This window comes from Klebsiella sp. PL-2018 (assembly GCF_019048985.1).
GTDB classification, from domain to species: domain Bacteria; phylum Pseudomonadota; class Gammaproteobacteria; order Enterobacterales; family Enterobacteriaceae; genus Klebsiella; species Klebsiella michiganensis.
The window spans coordinates 349,970-374,075 of sequence record NZ_CP077673.1; the positions used below are offsets into that span (position 1 = coordinate 349,970).

Annotated in this window: 20 protein-coding genes and 1 pseudogene; 6 read left to right on the plus strand and 15 right to left on the minus strand. The window is 58.0% G+C overall.

Annotation, left to right across the window (positions count from 1 at the left end; translation table 11 throughout):
• The first annotated feature begins 13 nt into the window (after positions 1 to 13).
• Positions 14 to 1,318, plus strand: coding sequence for an isocitrate lyase (aceA, locus tag MKleb_RS01615; protein WP_004097699.1), 1,305 nt, complete (start codon positions 14 to 16; stop codon positions 1,316 to 1,318).
• Between the two features lie 53 nt (positions 1,319 to 1,371).
• A pseudogene (gene aceK, locus MKleb_RS01620) lies at positions 1,372 to 3,103 on the plus strand (bifunctional isocitrate dehydrogenase kinase/phosphatase).
• A gap of 13 nt (positions 3,104 to 3,116) precedes the next feature.
• On the opposite strand, the gene MKleb_RS01625 reads toward aceK, so the two are convergent.
• Positions 3,117 to 3,521: an ASCH domain-containing protein gene (locus tag MKleb_RS01625; protein ID WP_086074014.1), complete on the minus strand. Its 405-nt coding sequence runs from the start codon at positions 3,519 to 3,521 to the stop codon at positions 3,117 to 3,119.
• 9 nt (positions 3,522 to 3,530) lie between these two features.
• Positions 3,531 to 4,358 carry a glyoxylate bypass operon transcriptional repressor IclR gene (iclR, locus tag MKleb_RS01630; RefSeq protein WP_004097706.1) on the minus strand — a complete coding sequence of 276 codons (828 nt, stop codon included), beginning with the start codon at positions 4,356 to 4,358 and terminating at the stop codon, positions 3,531 to 3,533.
• Positions 4,359 to 4,554: 196 nt separating this feature from the next.
• Between iclR and metH the strand changes: the two genes are divergently transcribed.
• Complete coding sequence (gene metH, locus MKleb_RS01635) at positions 4,555 to 8,238, plus strand: methionine synthase (RefSeq protein ID WP_025107717.1); 3,684 nt, start codon at positions 4,555 to 4,557, stop codon at positions 8,236 to 8,238.
• Between the two features lie 187 nt (positions 8,239 to 8,425).
• The gene (locus MKleb_RS01640; RefSeq protein ID WP_014837116.1) at positions 8,426 to 10,057 is read left to right on the plus strand and encodes a Na/Pi cotransporter family protein; all 1,632 of its coding nucleotides are present in this window, start codon (positions 8,426 to 8,428) and stop codon (positions 10,055 to 10,057) included.
• 481 nt (positions 10,058 to 10,538) lie between these two features.
• On the opposite strand, the gene pepE is transcribed toward MKleb_RS01640, so the two are convergent.
• From pepE to MKleb_RS01685, 9 genes are all read right to left on the minus strand, one after another.
• On the minus strand, positions 10,539 to 11,228 hold the full coding sequence (gene pepE, locus MKleb_RS01645) for a dipeptidase PepE (protein ID WP_025107716.1): 690 nt from the start codon (positions 11,226 to 11,228) through the stop codon (positions 10,539 to 10,541).
• Positions 11,229 to 11,536: 308 nt separating this feature from the next.
• On the minus strand, positions 11,537 to 12,346 hold the full coding sequence (locus MKleb_RS01650) for a shikimate 5-dehydrogenase (protein ID WP_025107715.1): 810 nt from the start codon (positions 12,344 to 12,346) through the stop codon (positions 11,537 to 11,539).
• On the minus strand, positions 12,339 to 13,571 hold the full coding sequence (sorE, locus tag MKleb_RS01655) for an L-sorbose 1-phosphate reductase (RefSeq protein ID WP_025107714.1): 1,233 nt from the start codon (positions 13,569 to 13,571) through the stop codon (positions 12,339 to 12,341). Before sorE ends, MKleb_RS01650 begins: the two co-directional genes overlap by 8 nt.
• A gap of 97 nt (positions 13,572 to 13,668) precedes the next feature.
• The gene (locus MKleb_RS01660; protein ID WP_217076408.1) at positions 13,669 to 14,493 is read right to left on the minus strand and encodes a PTS system mannose/fructose/sorbose family transporter subunit IID; all 825 of its coding nucleotides are present in this window, start codon (positions 14,491 to 14,493) and stop codon (positions 13,669 to 13,671) included.
• An 11-nt stretch (positions 14,494 to 14,504) separates the two neighbouring features.
• Entirely contained in the window at positions 14,505 to 15,302 is a 798-nt protein-coding gene (locus tag MKleb_RS01665; protein WP_025107713.1) for a PTS mannose/fructose/sorbose transporter subunit IIC, read from the minus strand.
• Positions 15,303 to 15,488: 186 nt separating this feature from the next.
• A complete protein-coding gene (locus MKleb_RS01670; protein WP_025107712.1) occupies positions 15,489 to 15,983 on the minus strand; it encodes a mannose/fructose/sorbose PTS transporter subunit IIB in 495 nt (164 codons plus the stop codon).
• On the minus strand, positions 15,983 to 16,390 hold the full coding sequence (locus tag MKleb_RS01675; RefSeq protein WP_014227521.1) for a mannose/fructose/sorbose PTS transporter subunit IIA: 408 nt from the start codon (positions 16,388 to 16,390) through the stop codon (positions 15,983 to 15,985). Before MKleb_RS01675 ends, MKleb_RS01670 begins: the two co-directional genes overlap by 1 nt.
• Positions 16,391 to 16,399: 9 nt before the next feature.
• A complete protein-coding gene (locus tag MKleb_RS01680; protein WP_025107711.1) occupies positions 16,400 to 17,203 on the minus strand; it encodes an SDR family oxidoreductase in 804 nt (267 codons plus the stop codon).
• A gap of 70 nt (positions 17,204 to 17,273) precedes the next feature.
• Entirely contained in the window at positions 17,274 to 18,221 is a 948-nt protein-coding gene (locus tag MKleb_RS01685) for a sugar-binding transcriptional regulator (RefSeq protein WP_025107710.1), read from the minus strand.
• Between the two features lie 348 nt (positions 18,222 to 18,569).
• Here MKleb_RS01685 and rluF point away from each other — a divergent pair, with 348 nt between their 5' ends.
• The gene (rluF, locus tag MKleb_RS01690) at positions 18,570 to 19,442 is read left to right on the plus strand and encodes a 23S rRNA pseudouridine(2604) synthase RluF (protein WP_014227524.1); all 873 of its coding nucleotides are present in this window, start codon (positions 18,570 to 18,572) and stop codon (positions 19,440 to 19,442) included.
• On the opposite strand, the gene MKleb_RS01695 is transcribed toward rluF, so the two are convergent.
• From MKleb_RS01695 to MKleb_RS01710, 4 genes are all read right to left on the minus strand, one after another.
• On the minus strand, positions 19,439 to 19,711 hold the full coding sequence (locus tag MKleb_RS01695; protein ID WP_009653910.1) for a YjbD family protein: 273 nt from the start codon (positions 19,709 to 19,711) through the stop codon (positions 19,439 to 19,441). The two genes, rluF and MKleb_RS01695, sit on opposite strands and share 4 nt — an antisense overlap.
• A 196-nt stretch (positions 19,712 to 19,907) precedes the next feature.
• Positions 19,908 to 20,837: a ketopantoate/pantoate/pantothenate transporter PanS gene (gene panS, locus MKleb_RS01700; protein WP_025107709.1), complete on the minus strand. Its 930-nt coding sequence runs from the start codon at positions 20,835 to 20,837 to the stop codon at positions 19,908 to 19,910.
• Between the two features lie 111 nt (positions 20,838 to 20,948).
• Positions 20,949 to 22,529 (minus strand): RNA repair transcriptional activator RtcR, encoded by a 1,581-nt coding sequence (rtcR, locus tag MKleb_RS01705; RefSeq protein ID WP_025107708.1) that lies wholly within the window; start codon positions 22,527 to 22,529, stop codon positions 20,949 to 20,951.
• A 93-nt stretch (positions 22,530 to 22,622) separates the two neighbouring features.
• Entirely contained in the window at positions 22,623 to 22,838 is a 216-nt protein-coding gene (locus MKleb_RS01710; RefSeq protein WP_071846154.1) for a hypothetical protein, read from the minus strand.
• Between the two features lie 136 nt (positions 22,839 to 22,974).
• On the opposite strand from MKleb_RS01710, the gene MKleb_RS01715 reads away from it, so the two are divergent.
• The gene (locus tag MKleb_RS01715) at positions 22,975 to 24,102 is read left to right on the plus strand and encodes a slipin family protein (RefSeq protein ID WP_014227527.1); all 1,128 of its coding nucleotides are present in this window, start codon (positions 22,975 to 22,977) and stop codon (positions 24,100 to 24,102) included.
• Positions 24,103 to 24,106 lie beyond the last annotated feature (4 nt).

A 24,106-nucleotide genomic window follows, 5' to 3' on the forward strand; every position in this document is an offset into this window, starting at 1 on the left:
GGAGCATCTGCACATGAAAACCCGTACCCAACAAATCGAAGAATTAAACAAAGAGTGGACGAATCCGCGCTGGGAAGGCATTACTCGCCCATACAGCGCCGAAGATGTGGTGAAGCTGCGCGGCTCGGTCAACCCGGAATGTACTCTGGCGCAGCTGGGCGCGGCAAAGATGTGGCGACTGCTGCACGGGGAAGCGAAAAAAGGCTACGTCAACAGCCTGGGCGCGCTGACCGGCGGCCAGGCGCTGCAGCAGGCGAAAGCGGGCATTGAAGCGATTTATCTTTCCGGCTGGCAGGTCGCAGCGGACGCCAACCTGGCCTCCAGCATGTATCCGGATCAATCGCTCTATCCGGCGAACTCGGTACCGGCCGTGGTCGATCGGATCAACAACAGCTTCCGCCGCGCGGATCAGATCCAGTGGTCTGCGGGTATTGAGCCGAACGATCCGCGTTATACCGATTATTTCCTGCCGATCGTCGCCGACGCGGAAGCGGGGTTTGGCGGCGTGCTTAATGCGTTTGAGCTGATGAAATCGATGATTGAGGCCGGTGCAGCGGCCGTACACTTCGAAGACCAGCTGGCATCGGTGAAAAAATGCGGCCATATGGGCGGCAAAGTGCTGGTCCCCACGCAAGAGGCGATTCAGAAACTGGTCGCCGCGCGTCTGGCGGCGGACGTCATGGGCGTGCCGACGCTGGTGATCGCTCGCACTGACGCCGATGCGGCGGATTTAATTACCTCAGACTGCGATCCTTACGATCGCCAGTTCATTACCGGCGACCGTACCAGCGAAGGTTTCTTCCGTACCCATGCCGGTATCGAACAGGCCATCAGCCGCGGGCTGGCCTACGCGCCCTATGCCGACCTGGTGTGGTGTGAAACCTCTACCCCGGACCTTGAGCTGGCGAAGCGCTTTGCCGACGCGATCCACGCGAAATATCCGGGCAAACTGCTGGCCTACAACTGCTCGCCGTCGTTTAACTGGCAGAAAAAGCTGGATGATAAAACCATTGCCAGCTTCCAGCAGCAGCTGTCGGATATGGGCTACAAGTATCAGTTCATCACCCTGGCCGGTATTCACAGCATGTGGTTCAACATGTTCGACCTGGCCCACGCCTACGCCCAGGGCGAGGGGATGAAGCACTACGTTGAGAAGGTCCAGCAGCCGGAGTTCGCGGCGGCTAAAGATGGCTACACCTTTGTCTCTCATCAGCAGGAGGTCGGCACCGGCTACTTCGATAAGGTCACCACCATTATCCAGGGCGGAGCCTCATCAGTCACGGCGTTAACCGGCTCTACAGAAGAAGATCAGTTCTGATAATTTCCCCCTCTCCCTCTCTCCGGGGGAGAGGGATGGGTGAGGGGGAAGAGATGACGCGTGGCCTGGAATTATTGATTGCTCAAACTATTTTGCAGGGTTTTGACGCCCAGTACGGTCGTTTTCTTGAAGTGACTTCCGGCGCCCAGCAGCGCTTTGAACAGGCTGACTGGCATGCCGTCCAGCAGGCGATGAAGCAGCGTATTCATCTCTACGATCACCATGTCGGCCTGGTCGTCGAGCAGCTGCGCTGCATTACCGATGGTAAAAATACCGATACCGATTTTTTGCTGCAGGTAAAAGAACATGCTGCCGGATTACCCTCGTTTCGAAATTGCGGAGAGCTTTTTCAATTCCGTTTATTGCCGGTTGTTTGACCACCGCTCGCTGACTCCCGAGCGGCTTTTTATTTTCAGCTCTCAGCCAGAGCGGCGCTTACGCGCCATCCCGCGCCCGCTGGCCAAAGATTTCTTCCCCGAGCGCGGCTGGGACACGCTATTACGCAAAGTGTTATCCGATCTTCCTCTCCGTCTGCCGTGGCAAAACAGCGCGCGAGATATCGGTTATATCACCGCTTGCCTGCAGGAGGCGCTCGGCAGCGAGCTGCTTTCCCGGTCGCACCTGCAGGTGGCGAATGAACTGTTTTACCGCAATAAGGCGGCCTGGCTGGTAGGCAAACTGGTTACGCCGATGGCGACGCTGCCTTTTCTTCTGCCAATCCATCGCACCGATGAAGGCGAATTGTTTGTCGACGCCTGTCTGACGACGCATGCCGAAGCCAGCATCGTTTTTGGCTTCGCCCGCTCCTATTTTATGGTTTACGCGCCGCTACCCGGCGCGCTGGTCGAGTGGCTGCGCGAGATTCTCCCGGGGAAAACCACCGCTGAACTGTACATGGCGATTGGCTGCAAGAAGCATGCGAAAACCGAGAGCTATCGGGAATACCTGCACTATATTTCCCGCAGCGATGAGCAATTTATTGAAGCGCCGGGGATTCGCGGCATGGTGATGCTGGTGTTTACTTTGCCGGGATTTGACCGGGTATTTAAAGTCATTAAGGACCGCTTTGCGCCGCAGAAAGAGATGACCGCCGCCCACGTGCGCGCCTGCTATCAGCTGGTCAAAGAGCACGACCGCGTGGGAAGGATGGCCGATACCCAGGAGTTTGAGAACTTCGTCCTGGAGAAACGGCAAATTGCGCCCGAACTAATGGCCCTGTTACAAACCGAAGCCGGAGCGAAAATTACCGATCTCGGCGATCGGATTGCGATCAGCCATCTTTATATCGAGCGGCGGATGGTGCCGCTGAATATCTGGCTGGAGCAGGTGGACGGTCCGGCGCTGCGCGATGCGGTAGAGGAGTACGGCAACGCCATTCGTCAGCTGGCCGCCGCCAACATTTTCCCCGGCGATATGCTATTTAAAAACTTTGGCGTCACGCGTCACGGCCGGGTGGTGTTCTACGATTACGATGAAATTTGCTATATGACGGAGGTGAATTTCCGCGAGATCCCGCCGGCGCGCTACCCGGAGGATGAGCTTGCCAGCGAGCCCTGGTATAGCGTCTCGCCTGGCGATGTTTTTCCGGAAGAGTTTCGCCACTGGCTGTGCGCTGACCCGCGCATCGGACCGCTATTTGAAGAGATGCACGCCGACCTGCTGCGCGCCGACTACTGGCGGGAGCTGCAAACGCGTATCCGCAACGGCCACGTGGAAGACGTCTATGCCTATCGCCGCCGTCAGCGTTTTAGCGTGCGCTACGGCGACCTGAAGCAGGCGGGATAGCCGATGGCCTGCTTCAGGCTGCTTCGATAACGGCAAATTCTTCGTACACCAGCTCCATATCCGGCGCCCAGGTGCCTTCGCGTTCAAAGAATGCCTGATGCGCCGATTGCCAGTAAGCGAGGCTTAAATCACCTTCGCCCTCCAGCGCGGCGAGCTCAGGGCTCATTTCGTTAAAGCGAATGAGCCTGAGGGTCAGGGTGCGTATCACGCAGACGGCTTTCCCTTTGCCGTCCAGCACAATGTGATACGCCCCCGGCGTCACGGGCGGCTGCTCCTGCTGATAGCTGGCAAGCGAGCCGCAGGTGCCGCGTTTCTTCCCGGCGATAACCAGGGCAGCCAGCTCGTCGGCCAGCGCCGGTGAATCGCCGAAAGACCAGCAGAAAGCAGAAGGGTATTTATCCTGCCAGTAGGATTTCAGATCGCTCATTTAGCGCACTCCGCCGTAGGCCAGCGTCACTTCTTTCGCCGCCTTAATCACCATCGCGCCGAACTCGGTCACGCGGTCATCGGTAATGCGGGAAATGGGCCCGGAAATGGAGATGGCGGCGAACGGCTCACGATGTTCATCATAAATACACGACGCTACGCAGCGCAGGCCCAGCGCGTGTTCTTCGTCATCAAACGAGTAGCCGCGCTTACGCGTCTGGGCCAGGTCCTCTTTCAGATGTACCGGCGATACCAGGGTGGCATGGGTATAAGCGTGCAGACCTTGACGGTGCAGCAGGCCGGTAACCTGCTCTTCGCTTAGCTGCGACAGAAACGCCTTTCCGGCGCCGGAAGCGTGCATCGGCAGCTTACCGCCAATCGGTGCCGACATACGCATCAGCTGCGTACACTGCACCTGATCGATAATAATCGCCTGATGATCGCTCTGGTCAAGCACCGCGAGGTTAACCGTTTCACCGGAATCTTCCATCAGCTGACGCAAAATCGGATGGACGATCGCCAACAGATTACGGCTTTGCAGGAAGCTGCTGCCGACGACGAAAGCATGGGCGCCCACCGACCAGTGGCCCAGCTCACCGACCTGACGAACAAAACCCAGCTGCTGCATGGTCGTCAGCAGGCGGTGAGTCGTGGAGTTAGGCAGGCCGGCCTGCTGGGCCAGTTCGGTCAGCGCCACGCTGCCGTGGGATTCAGCAATCCATTCGAGCAGCTTCAGTCCGCGGGTCAGGGACTGAACTTGCCCGCCGGCCGGAGCGGCGGCGGGGGAGGCAGGTTTTCTGCCGCGTTTTGCGGGAGCGGGGGTCGCCATCGCGGACTCCTTTTTTCTGTATCGTGGAAATGATTTTCGTTTTATTTGGCGATAATGCAATCACTACCCGACTGATCGGATGAGTGAAGCTGAACATGTCTCATCTTGCCCGCTGTTCTCTTTTCCACCCCTTCGGTTTGTGCCAGTATGGTCTGTTGAGTTTTTTCGGTCTGGTTGAGCGTTGTCGGGAGCGAGTGTGAGCAGCAAAGTTGAGCAACTGCATCAGCAGTTAAAAGCACGTATTTTGGTTCTGGATGGGGGCATGGGCACCATGATCCAGAGCTACCGTCTGAGTGAGCAGGACTTTCGCGGCGAGCGCTTTGCCGACTGGCCGTGCGACCTGAAGGGCAACAACGACCTGCTGGTTCTCAGCAAGCCGGATGTGATAACCGCTATCCACGATGCCTATTTTGCGGCCGGGGCGGATATCATTGAAACCAACACCTTTAACTCGACGACCATCGCGATGGCGGATTACCAGATGGAATCCCTGTCGGCGGAAATCAACTTTGTGGCGGCGAAACTGGCCCGCGCCAGCGCCGATGCCTGGACCGCACGCACGCCGGAAAAACCGCGCTACGTCGCAGGGGTCCTCGGCCCGACTAACCGCACGGCGTCCATTTCTCCCGACGTCAACGACCCGGCCTTCCGCAACATCACCTTTGACGGGCTGGTGGAAGCCTATCGTGAATCCACCAAAGCGCTGGTGGAAGGCGGGGCGGATCTGATTCTGATTGAGACGGTGTTCGATACCCTCAACGCCAAAGCGGCGATCTTTGCGGTTAAAGAGGAGTTTGAAGCGCTGGGGGTCGATCTGCCGATTATGATCTCCGGCACCATCACCGACGCCTCCGGGCGCACGCTGTCCGGCCAGACCACCGAAGCCTTTTATAACTCGCTGCGCCACGCCGATGCGCTGACGTTTGGCCTCAACTGCGCCCTGGGGCCGGATGAGCTGCGCCAGTACGTGCAGGAGCTGTCGCGTATCGCCGAATGCTACGTTACCGCCCACCCGAACGCCGGTCTGCCGAACGCCTTTGGCGAATACGACCTGGACGCCGACACGATGGCGGCGCAAATTCGCGAATGGGCTGAAGCCGGATTCCTGAATATTGTCGGCGGCTGCTGCGGCACCACGCCGGAACATATCGCCGCCATGAGCCGCGCGGTCGCCGGCCTGCCGCCGCGCCAGCTGCCGGAAATCCCCGTCGCCTGTCGTCTTTCCGGCCTTGAGCCGCTGAATATCGGCGATGACAGCCTGTTTGTGAACGTCGGCGAACGCACCAACGTTACCGGCTCGGCGAAATTCAAGCGCCTGATTAAAGAAGAAAAATATAACGAAGCGCTGGATGTGGCGCGCCAGCAGGTGGAAAGCGGCGCGCAGATTATCGATATCAATATGGATGAGGGGATGCTCGACGCCGAAGCGGCGATGACGCGTTTCCTCAACCTGATCGCCGGTGAGCCGGATATCGCCCGCGTGCCGATTATGATCGACTCCTCCAAATGGGAGGTTATCGAAAAGGGGCTGAAGTGTATTCAGGGTAAAGGCATCGTTAACTCCATCTCGATGAAAGAGGGCGTTGAGCCGTTTATCCAGCATGCGAAAAAGGTGCGCCGCTACGGCGCCGCCGTCGTGGTTATGGCCTTTGATGAAGTGGGCCAGGCCGATACCCGCGAGCGGAAAATTGAAATTTGCCGCCGGGCGTACAAAATTCTCACCGAAGAGGTGGGCTTCCCGCCGGAAGACATCATCTTTGACCCGAATATTTTCGCCGTGGCGACCGGGATTGAAGAGCACAACAACTATGCCCAGGACTTTATCGGCGCCTGCGAAGATATCAAACGCGAACTGCCGCACGCGCTGATCTCCGGCGGCGTCTCTAACGTGTCGTTCTCCTTCCGCGGCAACGACCCGGTGCGCGAGGCGATTCACGCGGTATTCCTCTACTACGCCATCCGCAACGGCATGGACATGGGCATCGTTAACGCCGGCCAGCTGGCGATTTACGACGACCTTCCCGCCGAGCTGCGCGATGCGGTTGAAGATGTGATTCTGAACCGCCGCGATGACGGCACTGAACGTCTGCTCGATCTGGCGGAAAAGTATCGCGGCAGCAAAACCGACGATACCGCCAACGCTCAGCAGGCGGAATGGCGCAGCTGGGACGTCAAAAAGCGCCTCGAATACTCGCTGGTTAAAGGCATTACCGAATTTATCGAGCTCGATACCGAAGAAGCCCGCCAGCAGGCCGCGCGTCCGATTGAGGTTATCGAAGGGCCGCTGATGGATGGCATGAACGTGGTCGGCGATCTGTTCGGTGAAGGGAAAATGTTCCTGCCGCAGGTGGTGAAATCCGCCCGCGTCATGAAGCAGGCGGTGGCCTACCTCGAACCCTATATTGAGGCCAGCAAAGAGAAAGGTTCCAGCAACGGCAAGATGGTCATCGCCACCGTGAAGGGTGACGTTCACGACATCGGCAAGAATATTGTCGGCGTGGTGCTGCAGTGTAACAACTACGAAATCGTCGACCTTGGCGTGATGGTGCCTGCGGATAAAATCCTGAAAACCGCCCGCGAGGTTAACGCCGACCTGATTGGCCTCTCCGGGCTGATTACGCCGTCGCTGGATGAGATGGTCAACGTGGCGAAGGAGATGGAGCGTCAGGGCTTTACTATTCCGCTGCTGATCGGCGGCGCAACCACCTCGAAAGCGCATACGGCGGTGAAAATCGAGCAGAACTACAGCGGGCCGACGGTCTACGTGCAGAACGCCTCGCGCACCGTTGGCGTGGTCGCCGCGCTGCTGTCCGATAGCCAGCGCGATGATTTTGTCGCCCGTACCCGCAAAGAGTACGAAACGGTACGTATTCAGCACGGGCGTAAAAAGCCGCGCACCCCACCGGTCACGCTGGAGGCTGCGCGCGATAACGACCTGGCCTTTGACTGGGCAAGCTACACCCCGCCGGTGGCCCATCGTCTGGGCGTGCATGAGGTTGAGGCCAGTATCGAAACCCTGCGTAACTATATCGACTGGACGCCGTTCTTTATGACCTGGTCGCTGGCCGGTAAGTATCCGCGCATTTTGGAAGATGAAGTGGTCGGCGAAGAGGCGCAGCGCCTGTTTAAAGACGCCAACGAACTGCTGGATAAGCTCAGCGCCGGGAAGGCCCTGAATCCGCGCGGCGTGGTGGGGCTGTTCCCGGCTAACCGCGTCGGCGACGATGTTGAAATCTATCGCGATGAAACCCGGACTCACGTGCTGACGGTGGGGCATCATCTGCGCCAGCAGACGGAGAAAGTCGGCTTTGCCAACTACTGCCTGGCGGATTTTGTCGCGCCGAAGCTGTCGGGGAAGGCGGACTATATCGGCGCCTTTGCGGTGACCGGCGGCCTTGAGGAAGACGCGCTGGCCGACGCCTACGAAGCGCAGCACGATGACTACAACAAGATTATGGTGAAGGCGATTGCCGACCGCCTGGCGGAAGCCTTTGCCGAGTATCTGCATGAGCGGGTGCGTAAGGTTTACTGGGGCTATGCGGCGAACGAAAACCTCAGCAACGAGGAGCTGATCCGCGAGAACTACCAGGGAATTCGCCCGGCGCCGGGCTATCCGGCCTGCCCGGAGCACACCGAAAAGGCGACGATCTGGGAACTGCTGGAGGTGGAAAAACGCACCGGCATGAAGCTGACGGAATCTTTTGCCATGTGGCCCGGCGCATCGGTTTCCGGCTGGTACTTCAGCCATCCGGACAGCAAATACTTCGCGGTAGCGCAAATTCAGCGGGACCAGGTGGAAGACTATGCGTTGCGTAAGGGGATGAGCGTGGCGGAAGTGGAGCGCTGGCTGGCGCCGAACCTCGGTTACGATGCCGACTGATCCACCAAACCGTTATCTTTCCTTACAACTAACAGGGCGCTCAATGAGCGCCCTGTCTCTTTATTGTGCGTAAACCCTTATACTGAAGGAAGCTTGCGATCGTTGCCGTCGGATAAGCGAAGCGCTATCCGGCCTGTAACGGTTTATGAGTTTCGGGAACGAATAAATATAAGGAGAAGCTGATTCCGTGTTAACTCTGCTACACCTGTTGTCCGCCGTCGCCCTACTGGTGTGGGGCACCCATATCGTCCGTACCGGCGTGATGCGCGTCTACGGCGCTCGTCTGCGAAGCGTACTCAGCAGCAGCGTGGAGAAAAAACCGCTCGCCTTCTGCGCGGGGATCGGCGTTACCGCGCTGGTGCAGAGCAGCAACGCCACCACCATGCTGGTCACCTCTTTTGTCGCCCAGGATCTGGTGGCGCTGGCCCCTGCGCTGGTGATGGTGCTGGGCGCTGACGTCGGTACCGCGCTGATGGCGAGGGTGCTGACCTTCGATCTGTCCTGGCTTTCGCCGCTGCTGATTTTTATCGGCGTGATTTTCTTCCTTGGGCGCAAGCAAACGCGCGCGGGCCAGCTCGGGCGCGTGGGGATTGGTCTGGGCTTGATTCTGCTAGCGCTGGAGCTGATCGTGCAGGCGGTGCATCCCATCACCCAGGCTAACGGCGTACAGGTGATTTTCGCCTCGTTGACCGGCGATATTATGCTGGATGCGCTGATCGGCGCGGTGTTTGCCATCATCAGCTATTCAAGCCTGGCAGCGGTGCTGCTGACCGCAACGTTAACCGCCACCGGCGTGATTTCGTTTCCGGTGGCGCTGTGCCTGGTGATCGGCGCCAACCTCGGATCCGGGCTGCTGGCCATGCTAAACAACAGCGGCGCCAATGCCGCCGCGCGCCGCGTGGCGCTCGGCAGCCTGCTGTTTAAGCTGGTGGGTAGCCTGATTATCCTGCCGTTTGTGCATCTGTTGGCAAACGTCATGGATGAGCTTCCGCTGCAAAAATCCGAACTGGTTATCTATTTCCACGTCTTCTACAACCTGATCCGCTGTATCGCCATGGTGCCGTTTGCCGGCCCCATGGCTAACCTCTGTAAGCGTCTGATTCGCGATGAGCCCGAGCTGGACGCGCGGCTGAAGCCGAAGCATCTTGATACTTCGGCGCTGGATACGCCCGCCCTGGCGCTGGCCAATGCCGCCCGCGAAACCCTGCGTATTGGCGATGCCATGGAGCAGATGCTGGAAAGCCTGCATAAAGTGATGCACGGCGAGCCGCGTGAGGAGAAAGAGCTGCGGCGGATGGCGGACGATATCAACGTACTTTACACCGCCATTAAGCTCTATCTGGCGCGGATGCCGAAAGAGGAGCTGGCGGATGAGGAGTCCCGCCGCTGGGCGGAAATTATCGAAATGGCGCTTAACCTCGAGCAGGCTTCGGATATCGTCGAAAGAATGGGCAGCGAGATCGCCGATAAATCGCTGGCCGCGCGGCGCGCGTTCTCCATGGAGGGATTAAAAGAGCTGGATGCCCTCTACGAGCAGCTGCTCAGCAATCTGCAGCTGGCGATGTCGGTCTTCTTCTCCGGCGACGTGCCGAGCGCCCGCCGCCTGCGCCGCAGCAAGCATCGTTTTCGTATCATGAACCGTCGTTACTCGCATGCCCACGTTGACCGTCTGCATCAGCAAAACGTGCAGAGTATTGAGACCAGTACGCTGCACCTGGCGCTGCTGGGCGATATGAAGCGTCTGAATTCACTGTTCTGCTCGGTGGCCTATAGCGTGATGGAGCAGCCGGATGAGGATGATGAGCGCGATGAGTATTAAGCGCTGATGTGCCGCCAGACATCCCCGGCTCGCGCTGCGCTTAGCCGGGCTACAGGTATACCGCGGTCTGCGGGATGGTAGCCCGGACAGATGCGCAGCATCGCCTCCGGGGAATTATGCCACTCTGCGCTTTGCTCCCGGGGACGGCGCAGAGCGCCTTGCCCGGGCTACGAGATCTCCACCGTCTGCGGGATGGTAGCCCGGACAGATGCGCAGCATCGCCTCCGGGTAATTATGCCACTCTGCGCTTTGCTCCCGGGGGCGGCGCAGAGCGCCTTGCCCGGGCTACGAGTTCTCCACCGTCTGCGGGATGGTAGCCCGGACAGATGCGCAGCATCGCCTCCGGGGAATTATGCCTCTCTGCGCTTTGCTCCCGGGGCGGCGCAGAGCGCCTTGCCCGGGCTACGAGTTCTCCACCGTCTGTGGGATGGTAGCCCGGACAGATGCGCAGCGCCGCCTCCGGGAAACGTGCGCAAAGGGTTTAGAAACGATGACCGGCGTTGAGGGTCACCGCGTCTTCTCCGGCTCTGAATACCAGCGTTGGATTCGGGCCGCCAAGGGTAGCGTGGCCCTGCGTCACCTGTATCCAGTTGCCTTCCGGCAGGCCGATAATCGTCAGCTCTGGCGCAACCACCAGCAGCTCGCGGATCCGCTGTTCGCGGGTTTCCCCTTTGTGGCCTTCCGGCAGCGCGTTGGTGAAGTGCGGGTTAATTTGCAGCGGGAACAGCCCCAGCGCAGCAAAACCGTTAGGGTCGACAATCGGCATATCGTTAGTGGTGCGAATCGTCGGGCAGGCCAGGTTAGCGCCCGCGCTCCAGCCGATATACAGCGCCCCGCGCTTCACCACATCCACCATCGGCGCCAGCAGGCCGCGTTCGCGGCACTCTTTCAGCAGCTGAAAGGTATTGCCGCCGCCGACGATAACTATCTCCGCATTCTCAATCGCCGACACCGGGTCCGCGACGCTGTGAATACCGGTAACCGTAACGCCCATTGGGCTGAAGACGGCGACGGTTTTCGCGGTGTAATCATCCCAGGTTTGCGTCACCCCGGCAAAAGGGATAAATACCGCAGAACGACGCCCATTTAGCTGCCCGGCAATGGTCGGCAGCGCATGTTCCAGCCAGGCTTTGCCCGGCAGCGTTGAGTTACTCAATAGCAGCAGTTCCATTATTTCTCCATTTGACCAGATGATTATTCGGGCAGAGATGTTATCACAGGATATCTTACCGCTTGCTGACGTGGCTCACGCTGGGACGCGCTGAGCAAAGCGGAACGGTGATTATTGGCGCAGCGACTCTCTGAATTAATCTGGAAAGTGCCTCGCAGAGTGACTCTACCGGGCGTGACAGGTTAGCGGGAACCGCTTAGTTTTACGTTGATGATTCACAGGCAAAGGAGGGGCTGCGCTGCGCGATGCAATCGACTTTCTGATCAACGGTTATTAGAGCGCCCTCCCTGGCGCTCTCCGTTTTGCCCTTATCCTCTGGCAAAGGCCGCGGCTTCAGCGACCAGCGCCGCGTCCGGACGCTCGCCGGTGTAGAGCGCAAACTGCTCCACCGCCTGCAGGGCAATCACCTCCGCGCCGCTGATAACGCGCTTGTCCAGCCTCTGCGCCAGCTTGATGAGCGGGGTTTCCGGCGGCAGAGCGACCACGTCAAATATCACGTCGGCCCGTTCCACCATCGTCGGGCTAAAGGCCAGAGTTTCGCTTTCCGCGCCGCCCGCCATGCCGAGCGGCGTGACGTTAACCAGAATATCCGCCGCGATTCCCTCCGGCCTGGGCTGCCACTGAAAACCGTACTGCTTTGCCAGCGCCAGGCCGCGCTCGCGATGGCGGGCGGCGATAATCACATCGCGGAAACCGGCATCGCGGAAGGCGGCGATGACCGCTTTGCCCATTCCGCCGCTGCCCTGGATCATCACTTTGGCTGAGGAATCGAGCTGATAGCTGTCAATCAGGCTTTTCACCGCGATATAGTCGGTATTCAGCCCGGTCAGCCTGCCGTCGTCGTTGACGATGGTGTTGACCGAATCAATCGCCTTTGCCGAAGGGTCAAGCGCGTCAAGATACGCTATGCAGCTCTCTTTAAACGGCATTGAGACCGCGCAGCCGCGAATGCCTAATGCGCGCACGCCGTTTACCGCCGCGGCTATATCCTGGGTCGTAAACGCTTTATAGATATAGTTCAGCCCCAGCTTTTCATACAGGTAATTATGAAAGCGGGTGCCGAAGTTACCCGGGCGACCGGCCAGCGACATGCACAGCAGCGTATCGCGATCAATCATGAGCAATATCCTCCGCGTGGGCCAGCAGATACTCTTCCGCCTCTTTTGACCAGATACCGTGGTGACGTTCCATAATCGCCGCCAGCTGCGGGTCGCTAATGTTTCCCAGCGGCGTAAGCGGAATGTTTTTTCCGGTATAGACCAACTTCTTACCGCCGCCTACCGCCGGTAAATCCAGGGTGGTCGCGCCCGCCGCGTTCAGCCCCAGAATATGAGTCACCACTTTCGCGGTCTGCACCTTTTTCTCCTGCATCAGCGCTACGGCGGCGCGCATATCGTCGGTATTGCCGCCGGAGGTGCCCACGTAGTGGGTGAAGGCGTAATGCACATCGTAAAAATTGATCGGTGCGCTGAACTGCTTATCCTGCGGGCCGGCGAAAAAGTTCAGGCAGCCGTCCGGGGCCAGCAGCGAGGATGCCAGGGTGATGAGCTGTTCGTTAGGGACGAAGACGAAGATATCGTCAAAGCCGTGGCCGCCGGAGAGCGCCATCAGCGTTTCGCGGCTGGCGTCGCGCCCATCCAGATAGTGAATCAACGTTTGCGGCTCGGAGGGATAGTGCTGGCGCGCATAGCTGAGCTTTGGCTTATTGGTATCGGTGACCACCAGCAGCGCCGGGTTGATCGGGCCATGCAGCGCGTAGTCGATGGCCAGTAGCCCCATCGGGCCGGTGCCGCCGAGGATCAGCGTGCGGCCCTGCGGGCGAATGCCCATCACATGGTTATAGCTGCCTTCCTGCAGATGATAGTTGGCGTTGAAGGCGCCAATCACGCAGGAAAGCGGCTCCACCAGCGAGCCTTCAAACCAGGTATCGCCTTCCCAGGAAAGCAAACAATCCTGTTCCATCACCTCGTTGGGGATCACCACGTGGGTGGCTTCGCCGCCGATCCATGGAAAAGAATAACCGGGGCAGTCCGGGCGATCCGGCAGCTGCAGGTTGGCCTGAATCACATAGCGCTGGCCGGCGTGAAACTTGTGCTGCCACTTTTTGCCGACGGCGATAATCTCCCCGCAGAACTCATGGCCGATAATGATTGGGTTGGTCGCCACATCGTCAGGCACCTTTTTGTGGTCCTCGCCCTGATTCGCCTCTTTCCACGAGGAGAGGCACAGGCTGTCGGTGACCACCCGGGCGAGGATTTCATCATCCTGCATCGCCGGGAGTTCGAAGGTTTCCAGGCGCAGGTCGCGTTTGCCGTACAGGCGCAGGGCTGTTGTTGTTTGCATGTTTACCACCTCATCCCCTTCATCTTTCGCATGACGGCTGCGAAATCTTTTGGGTCTAACTTGTTGAAGTAGCCCCGGCATCGCCGGGGCGGAAAAATCAGGACAGGAAGCCCAGCGCGTTACCGATAATCCCCAAACCGAAGAGGGCGAAAATCAGCCATACCGGGTTCACTTTCTTATTGAGCAGGCGCACCATCAGCAGCGTCAGGCCCAGAGCCAGCAGGCCGGGGCAGAGCTGATCGAGGATGTCCTGTACGGTCATGGTGACGGTCGAGCCGTCGGCGCCCGGGGTTTGCGAGACCACCAGCGGGACGTTGATGGTGGTCCACTTGGTCACCAGCACGCCCATCACAAACAGGCCAAGAATGGAGGCGCCTTCGGTCAGTTTTTGCAGCAGGTTGCCGCCCATATCGCTGACGATATTGACCCCTTTACGGAAGCCGAGCTGCAGCCCGTACCACTTCATCGCCAGACGTACCGCATTGAAAATAAAGAAGAACAGCAGCGGTCCAAGAATATTGCCGGAGAGCGCCAGCGAGGCGCCGAGGGCGGCGGTAATCGGCCGCAGCGTGCCCCATACCAGCGGGTCGCCCACGCCTGCCAGCGGCCCAATCAGGCCAACTTTGATCCCGTTGATGGCGCCATCGTCGATAGCGGCGCCGTTGGCCCGCGCTTCCTCCATCGCGGCGGTGACGCCAATCACCGGCCCGCAGACTGCCGGAGTGGTGTTGAAGAACACCAGATGGCGTTTCAGCGCGGCGACCTGATCCTCCTTCAGCGGGTAGAGGCGCTTGATGGCCGGGATCATGTCGTAGCAGAAGCCAAGCCCGTGAATACGTTCGAAGTTGAATGACGCCTGCTGCAGGTTGGAGCGCAGAAACATGCTCACCAGGTCGCCTTGGGTAATTTTTCTCTGTTCCATGTTGGGCTCCATCAGTCGTCAAGCTGGTCAAGGGCAGTGGAAGAGGTGGCGGCGGCCTGCGGTTCGGGTTTACGCCACTGCGGATTAAGCTGGATATAAATCAGCGCGATGATGACCCCGACGCCGCCGAAGGCCAGCAGGCTAAAGTCGAGATAGCCGCCCGCGAGGAAGCCGAGGAAGAAGAAGGGCATCAGATACTTCACGCCCATCATGCGCAGCACCATGGCGTAGCCGACCACCACGATAAAACCGCCGGCGATTTGCAGACCGCGGGTGACGAATTCCGGAATGGCGTTGAGCATATTGCTGACCATATCCGCGCTGACAAACAGAGAAACGATGAGTGCGGGAATGGCGACGCGCAGCGCCTGAACGCCCAGCGCAGACACGTGCAGCAGATCGATTGTTCTGAAGCGCGCCTCTTCCGCGGCCTTATCCGCCGCGTGCTGGAACACCACGGTAATGGTGCGGGCGAACACGGTGAGCACCTGACCTGCGGCAGCGACCGGCAGCGCAATCGCTATTCCGGTAGCGATGCTTTGCTGGCCCACGATCACCAGGATGGCGGAGATAATGCTGGCTAACGCCGAATCCGGAGACTGCGCCGCGCCGACGTTCATCCAGCCGAGCGCGATCAGCTCCAGCGTCCCGCCGAGCATAATCCCGGTTTTTAGATCGCCGAGAATTAAGCCAATCACGGTACAGGCGATTAATGGCCGGTGCGTCTGGAATTCATCCAGCACGCTGCCCATCCCGGCAATACAGGAAAAAATAAATATGGCGATTATTTGTAGGGTACTTATTTCCATAATTTGTCACCTTGAGGGTATAGAAATCCCTGCCTTTTACGGCATTTACACGATGTTCTTCAGGCTGCCTCTTTGTTGACTGCATTCTCTCGCCCCAGTCACATAGTTAGCTATGCTGCTGGTGACTCGCTCATTTGCCGCCGCGATGCATCCAGAATGATAGTGTGTAATAAAAGGCGCGTTTTATTATTCTGTAACGGACTGCTCTGCTATTTTATCGAGAATATTAACCGACGGATCCGAAGCCACGACGCGTAAATCAAGCTTAACGCCCAGAGTATCTAACTGCTGAAAGGCATTAATATCCGCTGCGTCTAATGACACCGCTTTGGTTAACTGTTTTTTACCCGGTCGCCAGGCCATGCCGCCAATATTCAGCGTGGCTATTTTGACGCCCTGCTGCACCATGGTTAATACGTCCTGCGGATTAGTGAATAAATAAAAAACCGTTTCGTCCTGATATTGCGGGTTGTGATAAACGGCGACGGCTTTCTCGATATTCACCACATTGACCTTCATGCCCGGCGGCGCGGCCTGGCGAAGCAGCGTGCGGCGAACGTCGTCGTTATACACGTCGTCATTACAGATAATGATGCGCTGGGCGTTGGCCACTTTTGACCAAACGGTGGTGACCTGGCCGTGAATCAGGCGGTCATCAATGCGTGCGAGCGTAATGTTCATCAGAAATCCTCCTCAACGGTTTCCGGTTGCCGCCAGGTGACGCAGCACTGGCTGGCGATGGTCTCAAGATGTTGGCACAGGGCTTCTGCATTCATCGTTTGCTGGTTATCGACCAGCTCCAGAGCCAGCGGTAGCGACAGGCCGCTGATGACCCGAAGCTGTGGGTTGCGCATCGCCAGGCCGGCGGCGGCGTTCCACGGGCTGCCGCACTGTAGATCGACGGCGATGAGCCACTCCTCCTCTTTGTGAGTACTTACCAACTTTTCAAGCTTATCGGCGATATCGCCCGCGTTTTCCCCCGGTACAAACGCCACGGCGCTGACGTGGACATCGCCGTAAACCATGCGCACCGAGTCGAGCATGGCGCAGGCCAGCTGACCGTGAGCGCAGAAGATGACGTTAACCATGTTTCCCCCTTAGCCGCGCGTTTTGCCGCCCGCAATGTTAGTGGTTACTCCGGTAATGTAGCTGGCGCGCTCTGAGAGCAGATAGCAAACAAAATCAGCAACTTCGCTGAGACGGCCGGAGCGACCAACAGGAATCGCATTTTTGCTATAGCCTTCGCGCAGCTGTTCGACGGTGATATTGCGTGTCCAGGCCAGCGCTTCTTCATATTCCGGCGTACGCAGCCCGGTTTTTTCCAGAATGCCCGGCGCAACGCCTACGACGCGAATACCGTGCTTGCCCAGCTCTTTCGACCAGGAGCGGGTAAAGCTGTTCAGCGCGGCTTTGGTCGCGGCGTAGCAGCTCTGGCCTTCAGAGCCTTCGAGACCGCTTTCTGACGAGACGTTAACAATCACGCCGCTGCGCTGTTTAACCATCTGGCGCGCCACCGCCTGCGACATCAGGAACACGCCTTTCTGGTTGATATTGACCATTTTTTCGAAAGCCGCTTCATTTAATTCATAGCGACCGGACGGCGCTTTCTCATCGACTAATAAACGCGGGAAGTTGACGCCGGCGTTATTGACTAAACCATCAATGCGGCCAAAGCGCTGAATAATACTGTCGACGGTTTTATTCACTTCGCTGGCGCTGGAAATATCGGTTGGCCAGAAATTATAATTATCGCGATCCTGATGTTTGTCGCCGCCGTGAATATCGCTCATCTGCACGTTTGCGCCCTGGGCTAATAACTCATCGACAATCGCCAGGCCGATTCCTGATGCGCCGCCGGTCACGATAATTATTTTGTCTTTCAAATTTAACCATGTATTCATTATCGACTCCTGTTTCTTTAGATAAAGGGATCCCCCGCAGCAGCGCTGCGTGAAATCATATTCTTGACATTTACTTCAGTAATGACTCAGCGGTTTCTCGATTCGTCACCAGACAATTAATGTAATGACCGTTTAAGGCGCCAAGAATCCCGGCGTATTTCTCCTCGCCCATGGCGATACCCACCGAGTAGCGCGCCTGCTTGAGTTTCACCATCTCGATAGAGAGCGTTTTTTCGCTCATGGCGGTTTCGACCAGCGCGCCATCAATGTTGTAAAAACGCGAACAGATATCGCCGGCGACCTGGCGAGCGTTGAGATCGTCGCTCTCTTCACTGCCGTAAAATGCATGCCAGTTGGCGCCGTCGCGGATCGCCGGAGAACCAATGCCCACCAGCGCGACGTCCAGGTTATCCCAGTAGGAGGCAATCGTTTTAAAATGCCGGGACTGCATAATACCGTTGCGAATTAATGTGTTATCCAGCAGTGCCGGGAAATCAGCGAGATGAGATTCCGCTTTCAGCTTCGCCGCTGCGCCGTAGGTCAGCGTATTCACGTGGTAGCGACTTTCCAGTTTTCCGGAGGGGCCGCCGATAATCGGCACGCAGATAACCTGACGGGACTGGCTGGCCTGCGGCAGATTCTCCACCAGCGCGCGCACCGCCCGACCCCAGGAGAAGCCGACGATATCGCCCGGCTCCAGCAGCCTGTCGACCAATTGCGCGCCATGCAGGCCGATAAGATTGAGCTGATCCTCCTCCAGCAGTGAGTCGCAGGCCGCCACCACCGCCTCTTTGAGACCGAATTTTTGTTTTAGCTGCTGCTCAAGCCACAGATTTTCGTTGTAGTCGTAGTTGATGGCGATAGTGACGATGCCCTGCTCGCGGCCGCGCTTCAGCAGACGGCTGATAGTGGTGCGGTATATCCCCAGCTCGCGGGCAATCTGCGCCTGGGTCATATCCTGCTCATAGTAGAGCTGGGCGATTTTCACGATCAGACGAATATCGTCGCTGTTTTCCATCGTCACTGTCGGCTCCTGCACATTTGTGCAAATGGGAGAGTTGCTGTCATGATCTGATATAACCCCATCAGCGACCCGCTTCAAAGAAATTTTCATCTATTTCATGATGATGTTCCGACCGTTTCTGTTGCACATTTGCGTTGCTTACCGGTGGTTTATGGCACCTTTGTGCCGGACGTGATAAGAGCCTGATTCTGCTTTGTTTCGCCGGGCAAAGTTGCCGGGCTTTCATGGGCACACTTTTGTGTTGAAAGGCGTGGCAGATCACATTTAGCGGCAGGCGACGAGAGCGCGATTCTTTTTTATCGCCCGCAAGGTAGGGTATATTTCGCTTTTACAGGAGATTTTATGCTGCCCGACTCATCAACCCGACTCAATAAATACATCAGCGAAAGCGGAATTTGCTCGCGTCGTGAAGCCGATCGCTTTATCGAACAAGGCAACGTTTTTATCAACGGCAAGCGCGCTACCATCGGCGACCAGGTTAAAGCGGGCGACGTGGTAAAGGTCAATGGCCGGTTGATTGAGCCGCGCGAAGCGGACGATCTGGTCCTGATTGCGCTGAATAAACCGGTTGGCATCGTCAGCACTACCGAAGACGGCGAACGCGACAACATCGTTGATTTCGTAAACCACAGCAAACGCGTTTTCCCCATCGGTCGCCTGGATAAAGACTCCCAGGGGCTGATCTTTCTGACCAACCATGGCGATCTGGTGAATAAAATCCTGCGCGCCGGTAACGATCACGAAAAAGAGTATCTGGTCACCGTTGATAAGCCGGTGACCGATGAGTTTATCCGCGGCATGGGGGCGGGCGTACCGATTCTCGGCACGGTGACGAAGAAGTGCAAAGTGAAAAAAGAAGCGCCGTTTGTGTTCCGCATTACCCTGGTGCAGGGGCTGAATCGCCAGATCCGCCGGATGTGCGAACACTTTGGCTATGAAGTGACGAAGCTTGAGCGGACGCGGATCATGAACGTCAGCCTGACGGGGATCCCGCTGGGAGAGTGGCGCGATCTGACCGACGATGAGCTGATCGATCTTTTCAAACTGATTGAAAACTCGTCTTCAGAAGCGAAACCGAAGGCAAAAGCGAAGCCGAAAACGGCCGGCATCAAGCGTCCCGTCGTGGCGATTGAAAAAACCAGCGACAAGTCCTCCCGCCCGGCGTCGAACGGCAAACGCTTTACCGCGCCGGGGCGCAAGAAGAAAGGGCGTTAACGTCTGCCGCGCGTCGGGGTATTTGCCGACCAGGAAAACGAGGCCTCTGCGTCCGGTTTATAAGCCTGCTTTTTCTTCAGCTGGCGGGCTTTCTTAGCCTCGGCCTCGCGCAGGGCCATCAGTTTATCGATGTACTCTTTTTTCACGCTGTTGGTTTCCGCGTTGGTCAGCGGACGGCCATGGGCGATGCGCGCGCGGTCGAGCAGGGTTTTCAGTTCGCGCTGTTCGCGCTCGGTCATCTCTTTTTGCGTGATGCGGGGGAGTGCCATAGTGGTGCCCTCAATTAGCCTGTGGTTTCAGTGTACGGTATTGGGGCTGACGTCTCACGGTAAATTGTTGTGCCTCGCAGAAAATCCCGGAGGCGGCGCTGCGCACCTGTCCGGCTACAAAACCCGCAAGCTGCACGGACCGTAGCCCGGCTAAGCGCAGCGCAAGCCGGGAAAATTACGGGTTATTCGCGCTCTTTTACCGTTTACGCGGTTTGTCGGCGATAGGCTTCCCTGACCAGTAGCCGGCCAGCAGCGAGCCGGACAGGTTGTGCCAGACCGAGAACAGCGCGCCGGGCAGCGCGGCCAGCGGGCCAAAGTAGATTTTCCCCAGCGCGGCGGCAAGGCCGGAGTTCTGCATTCCTACCTCGATCGCCAGCGTGCGGCAGGTGGACTCGTCAAAGCCAAACAGTCGCCCGCCCCAGTAGCCGCCGAGCAGACCGATAGTGTTATGCAGGATAACGGCGATAATCACCACAAAACCAACGGAAGCGATATGCGACGCGGAGCCTGCCACCACGGCGCAGATAATCGCCAGAATACAGACCATCGAAAAGGCCGGCAGGAACGGCTCCACCGCCTTCACCACTTTCGGCAGCAGATGGTGCACGACAAGCCCCAGCGCAATCGGGATCACCACGATTTGCAGAATGCTGAGCAGCATCCCCATCACGTCCACCTGAATATGCGCATCCACGTACAGACGCGTCAGCAACGGGGTGGCGACCACGCCAACCAGCGTGGAAACCGATGAGATGGTGACTGAGAGCGCGACGTCGCCTTTTGCCAGAAAGATCATCACGTTGGATGCCGTACCGCTGGCGACGCTGCCGACCAGCACCATCCCGGCGGAGAGCTCGGGCGGCATGTGAAAAATCAGCGCCAGCAGCCAGGCGGCGAGCGGCATCACCAGGTAGTGGAGAAAAATGCCTGCGGCGACCGGCGCGGGGCGAGAAAGCACGCGCTTAAAATCGTCGACTTTCAGATGTACGCCCATGCCGAACATAATCAGCATCAGCAGCGTCGGGACCCACGGGCCAACGGGGGTAAAAGTGGATGGCGTGTAATAGGCGATAACCGAGAGCAGCAGCGCCCATAATGGGAACAGCCGCGTAAGCGTGGCGAGCATGTTGTTTTCCTTGCACGTAAGTTGTGTTTGCTTGTTATAGACCGGCCGGGATCGAGCCCGGCCATCGCTATTGTTTATCGTGCTAAGACATATTATTCAAACAAATTATGCTCATGTTCCGCTGCGGATAAGCTCCCAGCTGAGTCCGAAGCGCGCTAAATATTTGCGCAAGCGGTCGGCATCGTTAGGGTTGGCCTTTTTTTGCCGGGAGACGGCGAACAGCTCGCGTCCGGCTTCGGAGAGCGAAGCGCTGCGCTGGCAGACCTCCAGCACCGTTTCCAGCTGGCGGCGATCGAACAGATCGATTTCCAGCGCAATATCAGGAGAAGATGTCGTGAGCTGCCAGCTCTCTTTCAGCAGCATTATCTCCTCTTCCGCAACGGCCAGCGTAATGCGCCCCTGCTCGGCCAGGGTCGCCATACGCGCCACGGAGGAGCCTAGCTCGCGGAAATTGCCGCGCCATTGCGCCTGCGGCGAGCAGGCAAAGGCCAGATAGCGTTCGCGGGCGTCTTTATCGAAGCGGATCTGCGTCTGCCGCTCGTTGGCCAGTCGCCGTAATTCATACTCCACGTTCGGCGCAATATCTTCCCGCCGCTGCGCCAGGCCGGGGAGGGCAAAGCGCCACATATTGATGCGCGCATAAAGATCTTCGCGAAAGCGCCCCTCCGCCACCCACTGCTGCATATCGCGATGCGTGCCGGCGATTAGCTGGAAGTCGCTGTGCACCTCTTTATCCGAGCCAAACGGGAAAAAGGTTTTTTCTTCGATGGCCTTCAGCAGCATAGCCTGCTCATCCAGCCCCAGCTCGGCGATTTCATCGAGAAACAGCACGCCGCCGTCGGCTTCGCGTAATAGCCCGGCGCGAGGCGTAACCGCGCCGGTAAACGCGCCTTTGACATGTCCAAACAGCGTGGACATGGCGTTATCACCGCGCAGCGTGGCGCAGTTTACCGCCATGAATTTTCCCGCCACCCGATGGCGCGACTGACGAAGCTGAAAAATACGTTTGGCGAGGACGGACTTCCCGGCGCCCGTTGGGCCGGTCAGCAGGATCGGATCGGTCGATCGGATCGCCACGCGCTCAATACGATCGATAAGCGCGTTGAACGTCGCATTACGCGTCTCGATACCCGACTTCAGGAAGGAGACGGACTGCTGCTGCTCGCGCTGAAAGCGGCTGGTGAGCGCGGCGTAGCGGCTTAAGTCCAGATCGATCACCGAGTAAATACCGGCGGCGACGGCGTCATCCGCTGCGCCTTTCGGCGCAGGGCTGGTCTGCAGCAGGCTGGCGGGGAGATAGCGCGCTTCGGTCAGCAGGAACCAGCAGATCTGCGCCACGTGGGTCCCGGTGGTGATATGCACCAGATACTCTTCGTTTTCGGTATCAAAGCGATAGCGGTTGGCGAAGTCGAGAAACGCCGCGTAGACCTCTTCAAAATCCCACGGATCGTTTATCTCAATCGTATGCGGGCGCACTTCGGTATGCGGTGAAAGCTGGGCGACATCGTCAATCAGCTTTTGCGCCATATTTTCATCACGCGGCTGGTGGAGAAGCTCCAGCCTGTCGACAGGAAAATCGGTCTGCTGGCATAGCCCAACGGTAGGCCGCCATTTTTTAAAGCGATTCGCCCGCTTGCCGCGTTTGTCCAGCACCGTTCCGAGGACGCCAATGACCACTCGCCGCTTTTTCATGTTTATCCCAAAAGATAAGTTTCGATATTTAAAGATAAAAAAACCTGCTGCCGGCGGCAAGCGTTACCGTTTGAATTAAAAACAAAAGCGTTATTAATCAATTGATTGAAAAATAACTCTCGCATTTTTTATTGTTGGCACGCAACTGGCAATATCCCTTCCGTCACGACGCTGAAAACGCAGGGGGTTAAACCTCGCCGGCACGCCAGGAACGGTACAGGCCGTTTTTCGGGCGCGTTCCGTCAGCCGATGACCACCAATGGGTTCGATTCCCGATTTCATCTCCAATGAAAACTGGTCGTTAATCATAGAAATAACGCGGGGTGATGCGCAGTCAGCACGCCCCACAGCAGGCCGCCGGTAAAGGCGCCGTGCCGCAGGCAAAAGGGAGTTCCCCTGCGGCTTCGCCCCTGCACCCGCGCCTGATTTTGCTAAGGAACAAAAAATGACGAAGAAAATCACGATACGTAAAGGTCAGCTTGGCCTTTTATCCCGTCAGGGTGACTACTATCAGGTTCTGGAAGCGGGCGAGCATCGCCTGCCGTGGTTCAACGTCCCCGAAGTGCTGATCGTTAACCGGGACGGCAGCGAAGTGCCGGAGGCGCTGGCGGAGTATTTACGACGCTTTCAGCCGGAATGGATTGAACGCTACTGCCTGGCGGCGGATTTGACGGATGTCGAGGCCGGGGCGCTGTATGCCAACGGTGTGCTGCAGGAAATTTTACCGCCTTCGACGCGCCGACTGTACTGGTCCGCCGGTGATGAAATTCAGCTGCTACGTATCGATACCCGGCAGGTTGCGGTTCCGGCTGACATTATGAATGCGGTGCTGCAGCCGCGACGTCACGGGGCGGTAAAAGGTCGCGAAGCGATCCTCACCGTATCGGTGCCGGCGTGGCACGTCGGGGTGCTGAAAATCGACGGCGAGACACAATCGCTGCTGCAGCCTGGCCTGAGCGCGTACTGGAAGGTCAATCATCTGGTGGAAGCGGAAGTGGTCGATACCCGCCTGCAGGTGCTGGAGGTTGGCGGCCAGGAGATTCTGACCAAAGATAAAGTGAACCTGCGTTTAAATCTGGCGGCGAACTGGCGCTACAGCGATGTACTGCAGGCGTTTGGACAGCTGACGAAGCCGCTGGACCATCTGTATCGCGAGCTGCAGTTTGCGCTGCGTGAAGCCGTCGGAACGCGAACGCTGGATGAGCTGCTGGAAGATAAGAAAATCATTGATGAGGTCGTGAGCGCGCAGGTCACCGAGCGCATGGCGGCATTTGGTATCGACGTCGCGTCGCTGGGCGTGAAGGATATTGTGCTGCCCGGCGACATGAAAGCCATTTTGTCGCAGCTGGTGGAGGCGGAGAAATCGGCGCAGGCGAACGTGATCCGCCGGCGTGAAGAGACCGCGGCGACGCGCTCGCTGCTCAACACCGCGAAGGTGATGGAGAATAACCCGGTCGCGCTGCGCTTAAAAGAGCTGGAAACGCTGGAAAGAGTGGCGGAGCGCATCGATAAAATCTCGGTCTTTGGCGGCCTGGACCAGGTGCTGCATGGCCTGGTGAATCTAAAAGGATAATGAA

Excerpts from the sequence above, each read along its gene's own strand:
- aceA (WP_004097699.1), top strand. The coding sequence starts at position 14 with ATGAAAACCCGTACCCAACAAATCGAAGAATTAAACAAAGAGTGGACG.
- iclR (WP_004097706.1), bottom strand. The coding sequence starts at position 4,358 with ATGGCGACCCCCGCTCCCGCAAAACGCGGCAGAAAACCTGCCTCCCCC.
- pepE (WP_025107716.1), bottom strand. The coding sequence starts at position 11,228 with ATGGAACTGCTGCTATTGAGTAACTCAACGCTGCCGGGCAAAGCCTGG.
- MKleb_RS01650 (WP_025107715.1), bottom strand. The coding sequence starts at position 12,346 with ATGATTGATCGCGATACGCTGCTGTGCATGTCGCTGGCCGGTCGCCCG.
- sorE (WP_025107714.1), bottom strand. The coding sequence starts at position 13,571 with ATGCAAACAACAACAGCCCTGCGCCTGTACGGCAAACGCGACCTGCGC.
- MKleb_RS01660 (WP_217076408.1), bottom strand. The coding sequence starts at position 14,493 with ATGGAACAGAGAAAAATTACCCAAGGCGACCTGGTGAGCATGTTTCTG.
- MKleb_RS01665 (WP_025107713.1), bottom strand. The coding sequence starts at position 15,302 with ATGGAAATAAGTACCCTACAAATAATCGCCATATTTATTTTTTCCTGT.
- MKleb_RS01670 (WP_025107712.1), bottom strand. The coding sequence starts at position 15,983 with ATGAACATTACGCTCGCACGCATTGATGACCGCCTGATTCACGGCCAG.
- MKleb_RS01675 (WP_014227521.1), bottom strand. The coding sequence starts at position 16,390 with ATGGTTAACGTCATCTTCTGCGCTCACGGTCAGCTGGCCTGCGCCATG.
- MKleb_RS01680 (WP_025107711.1), bottom strand. The coding sequence starts at position 17,203 with ATGAATACATGGTTAAATTTGAAAGACAAAATAATTATCGTGACCGGC.
- MKleb_RS01685 (WP_025107710.1), bottom strand. The coding sequence starts at position 18,221 with ATGGAAAACAGCGACGATATTCGTCTGATCGTGAAAATCGCCCAGCTC.
- rluF (WP_014227524.1), top strand. The coding sequence starts at position 18,570 with ATGCTGCCCGACTCATCAACCCGACTCAATAAATACATCAGCGAAAGC.
- MKleb_RS01695 (WP_009653910.1), bottom strand. The coding sequence starts at position 19,711 with ATGGCACTCCCCCGCATCACGCAAAAAGAGATGACCGAGCGCGAACAG.
- panS (WP_025107709.1), bottom strand. The coding sequence starts at position 20,837 with ATGCTCGCCACGCTTACGCGGCTGTTCCCATTATGGGCGCTGCTGCTC.
- rtcR (WP_025107708.1), bottom strand. The coding sequence starts at position 22,529 with ATGAAAAAGCGGCGAGTGGTCATTGGCGTCCTCGGAACGGTGCTGGAC.
- MKleb_RS01710 (WP_071846154.1), bottom strand. The coding sequence starts at position 22,838 with ATGATTAACGACCAGTTTTCATTGGAGATGAAATCGGGAATCGAACCC.
- MKleb_RS01715 (WP_014227527.1), top strand. The coding sequence starts at position 22,975 with ATGACGAAGAAAATCACGATACGTAAAGGTCAGCTTGGCCTTTTATCC.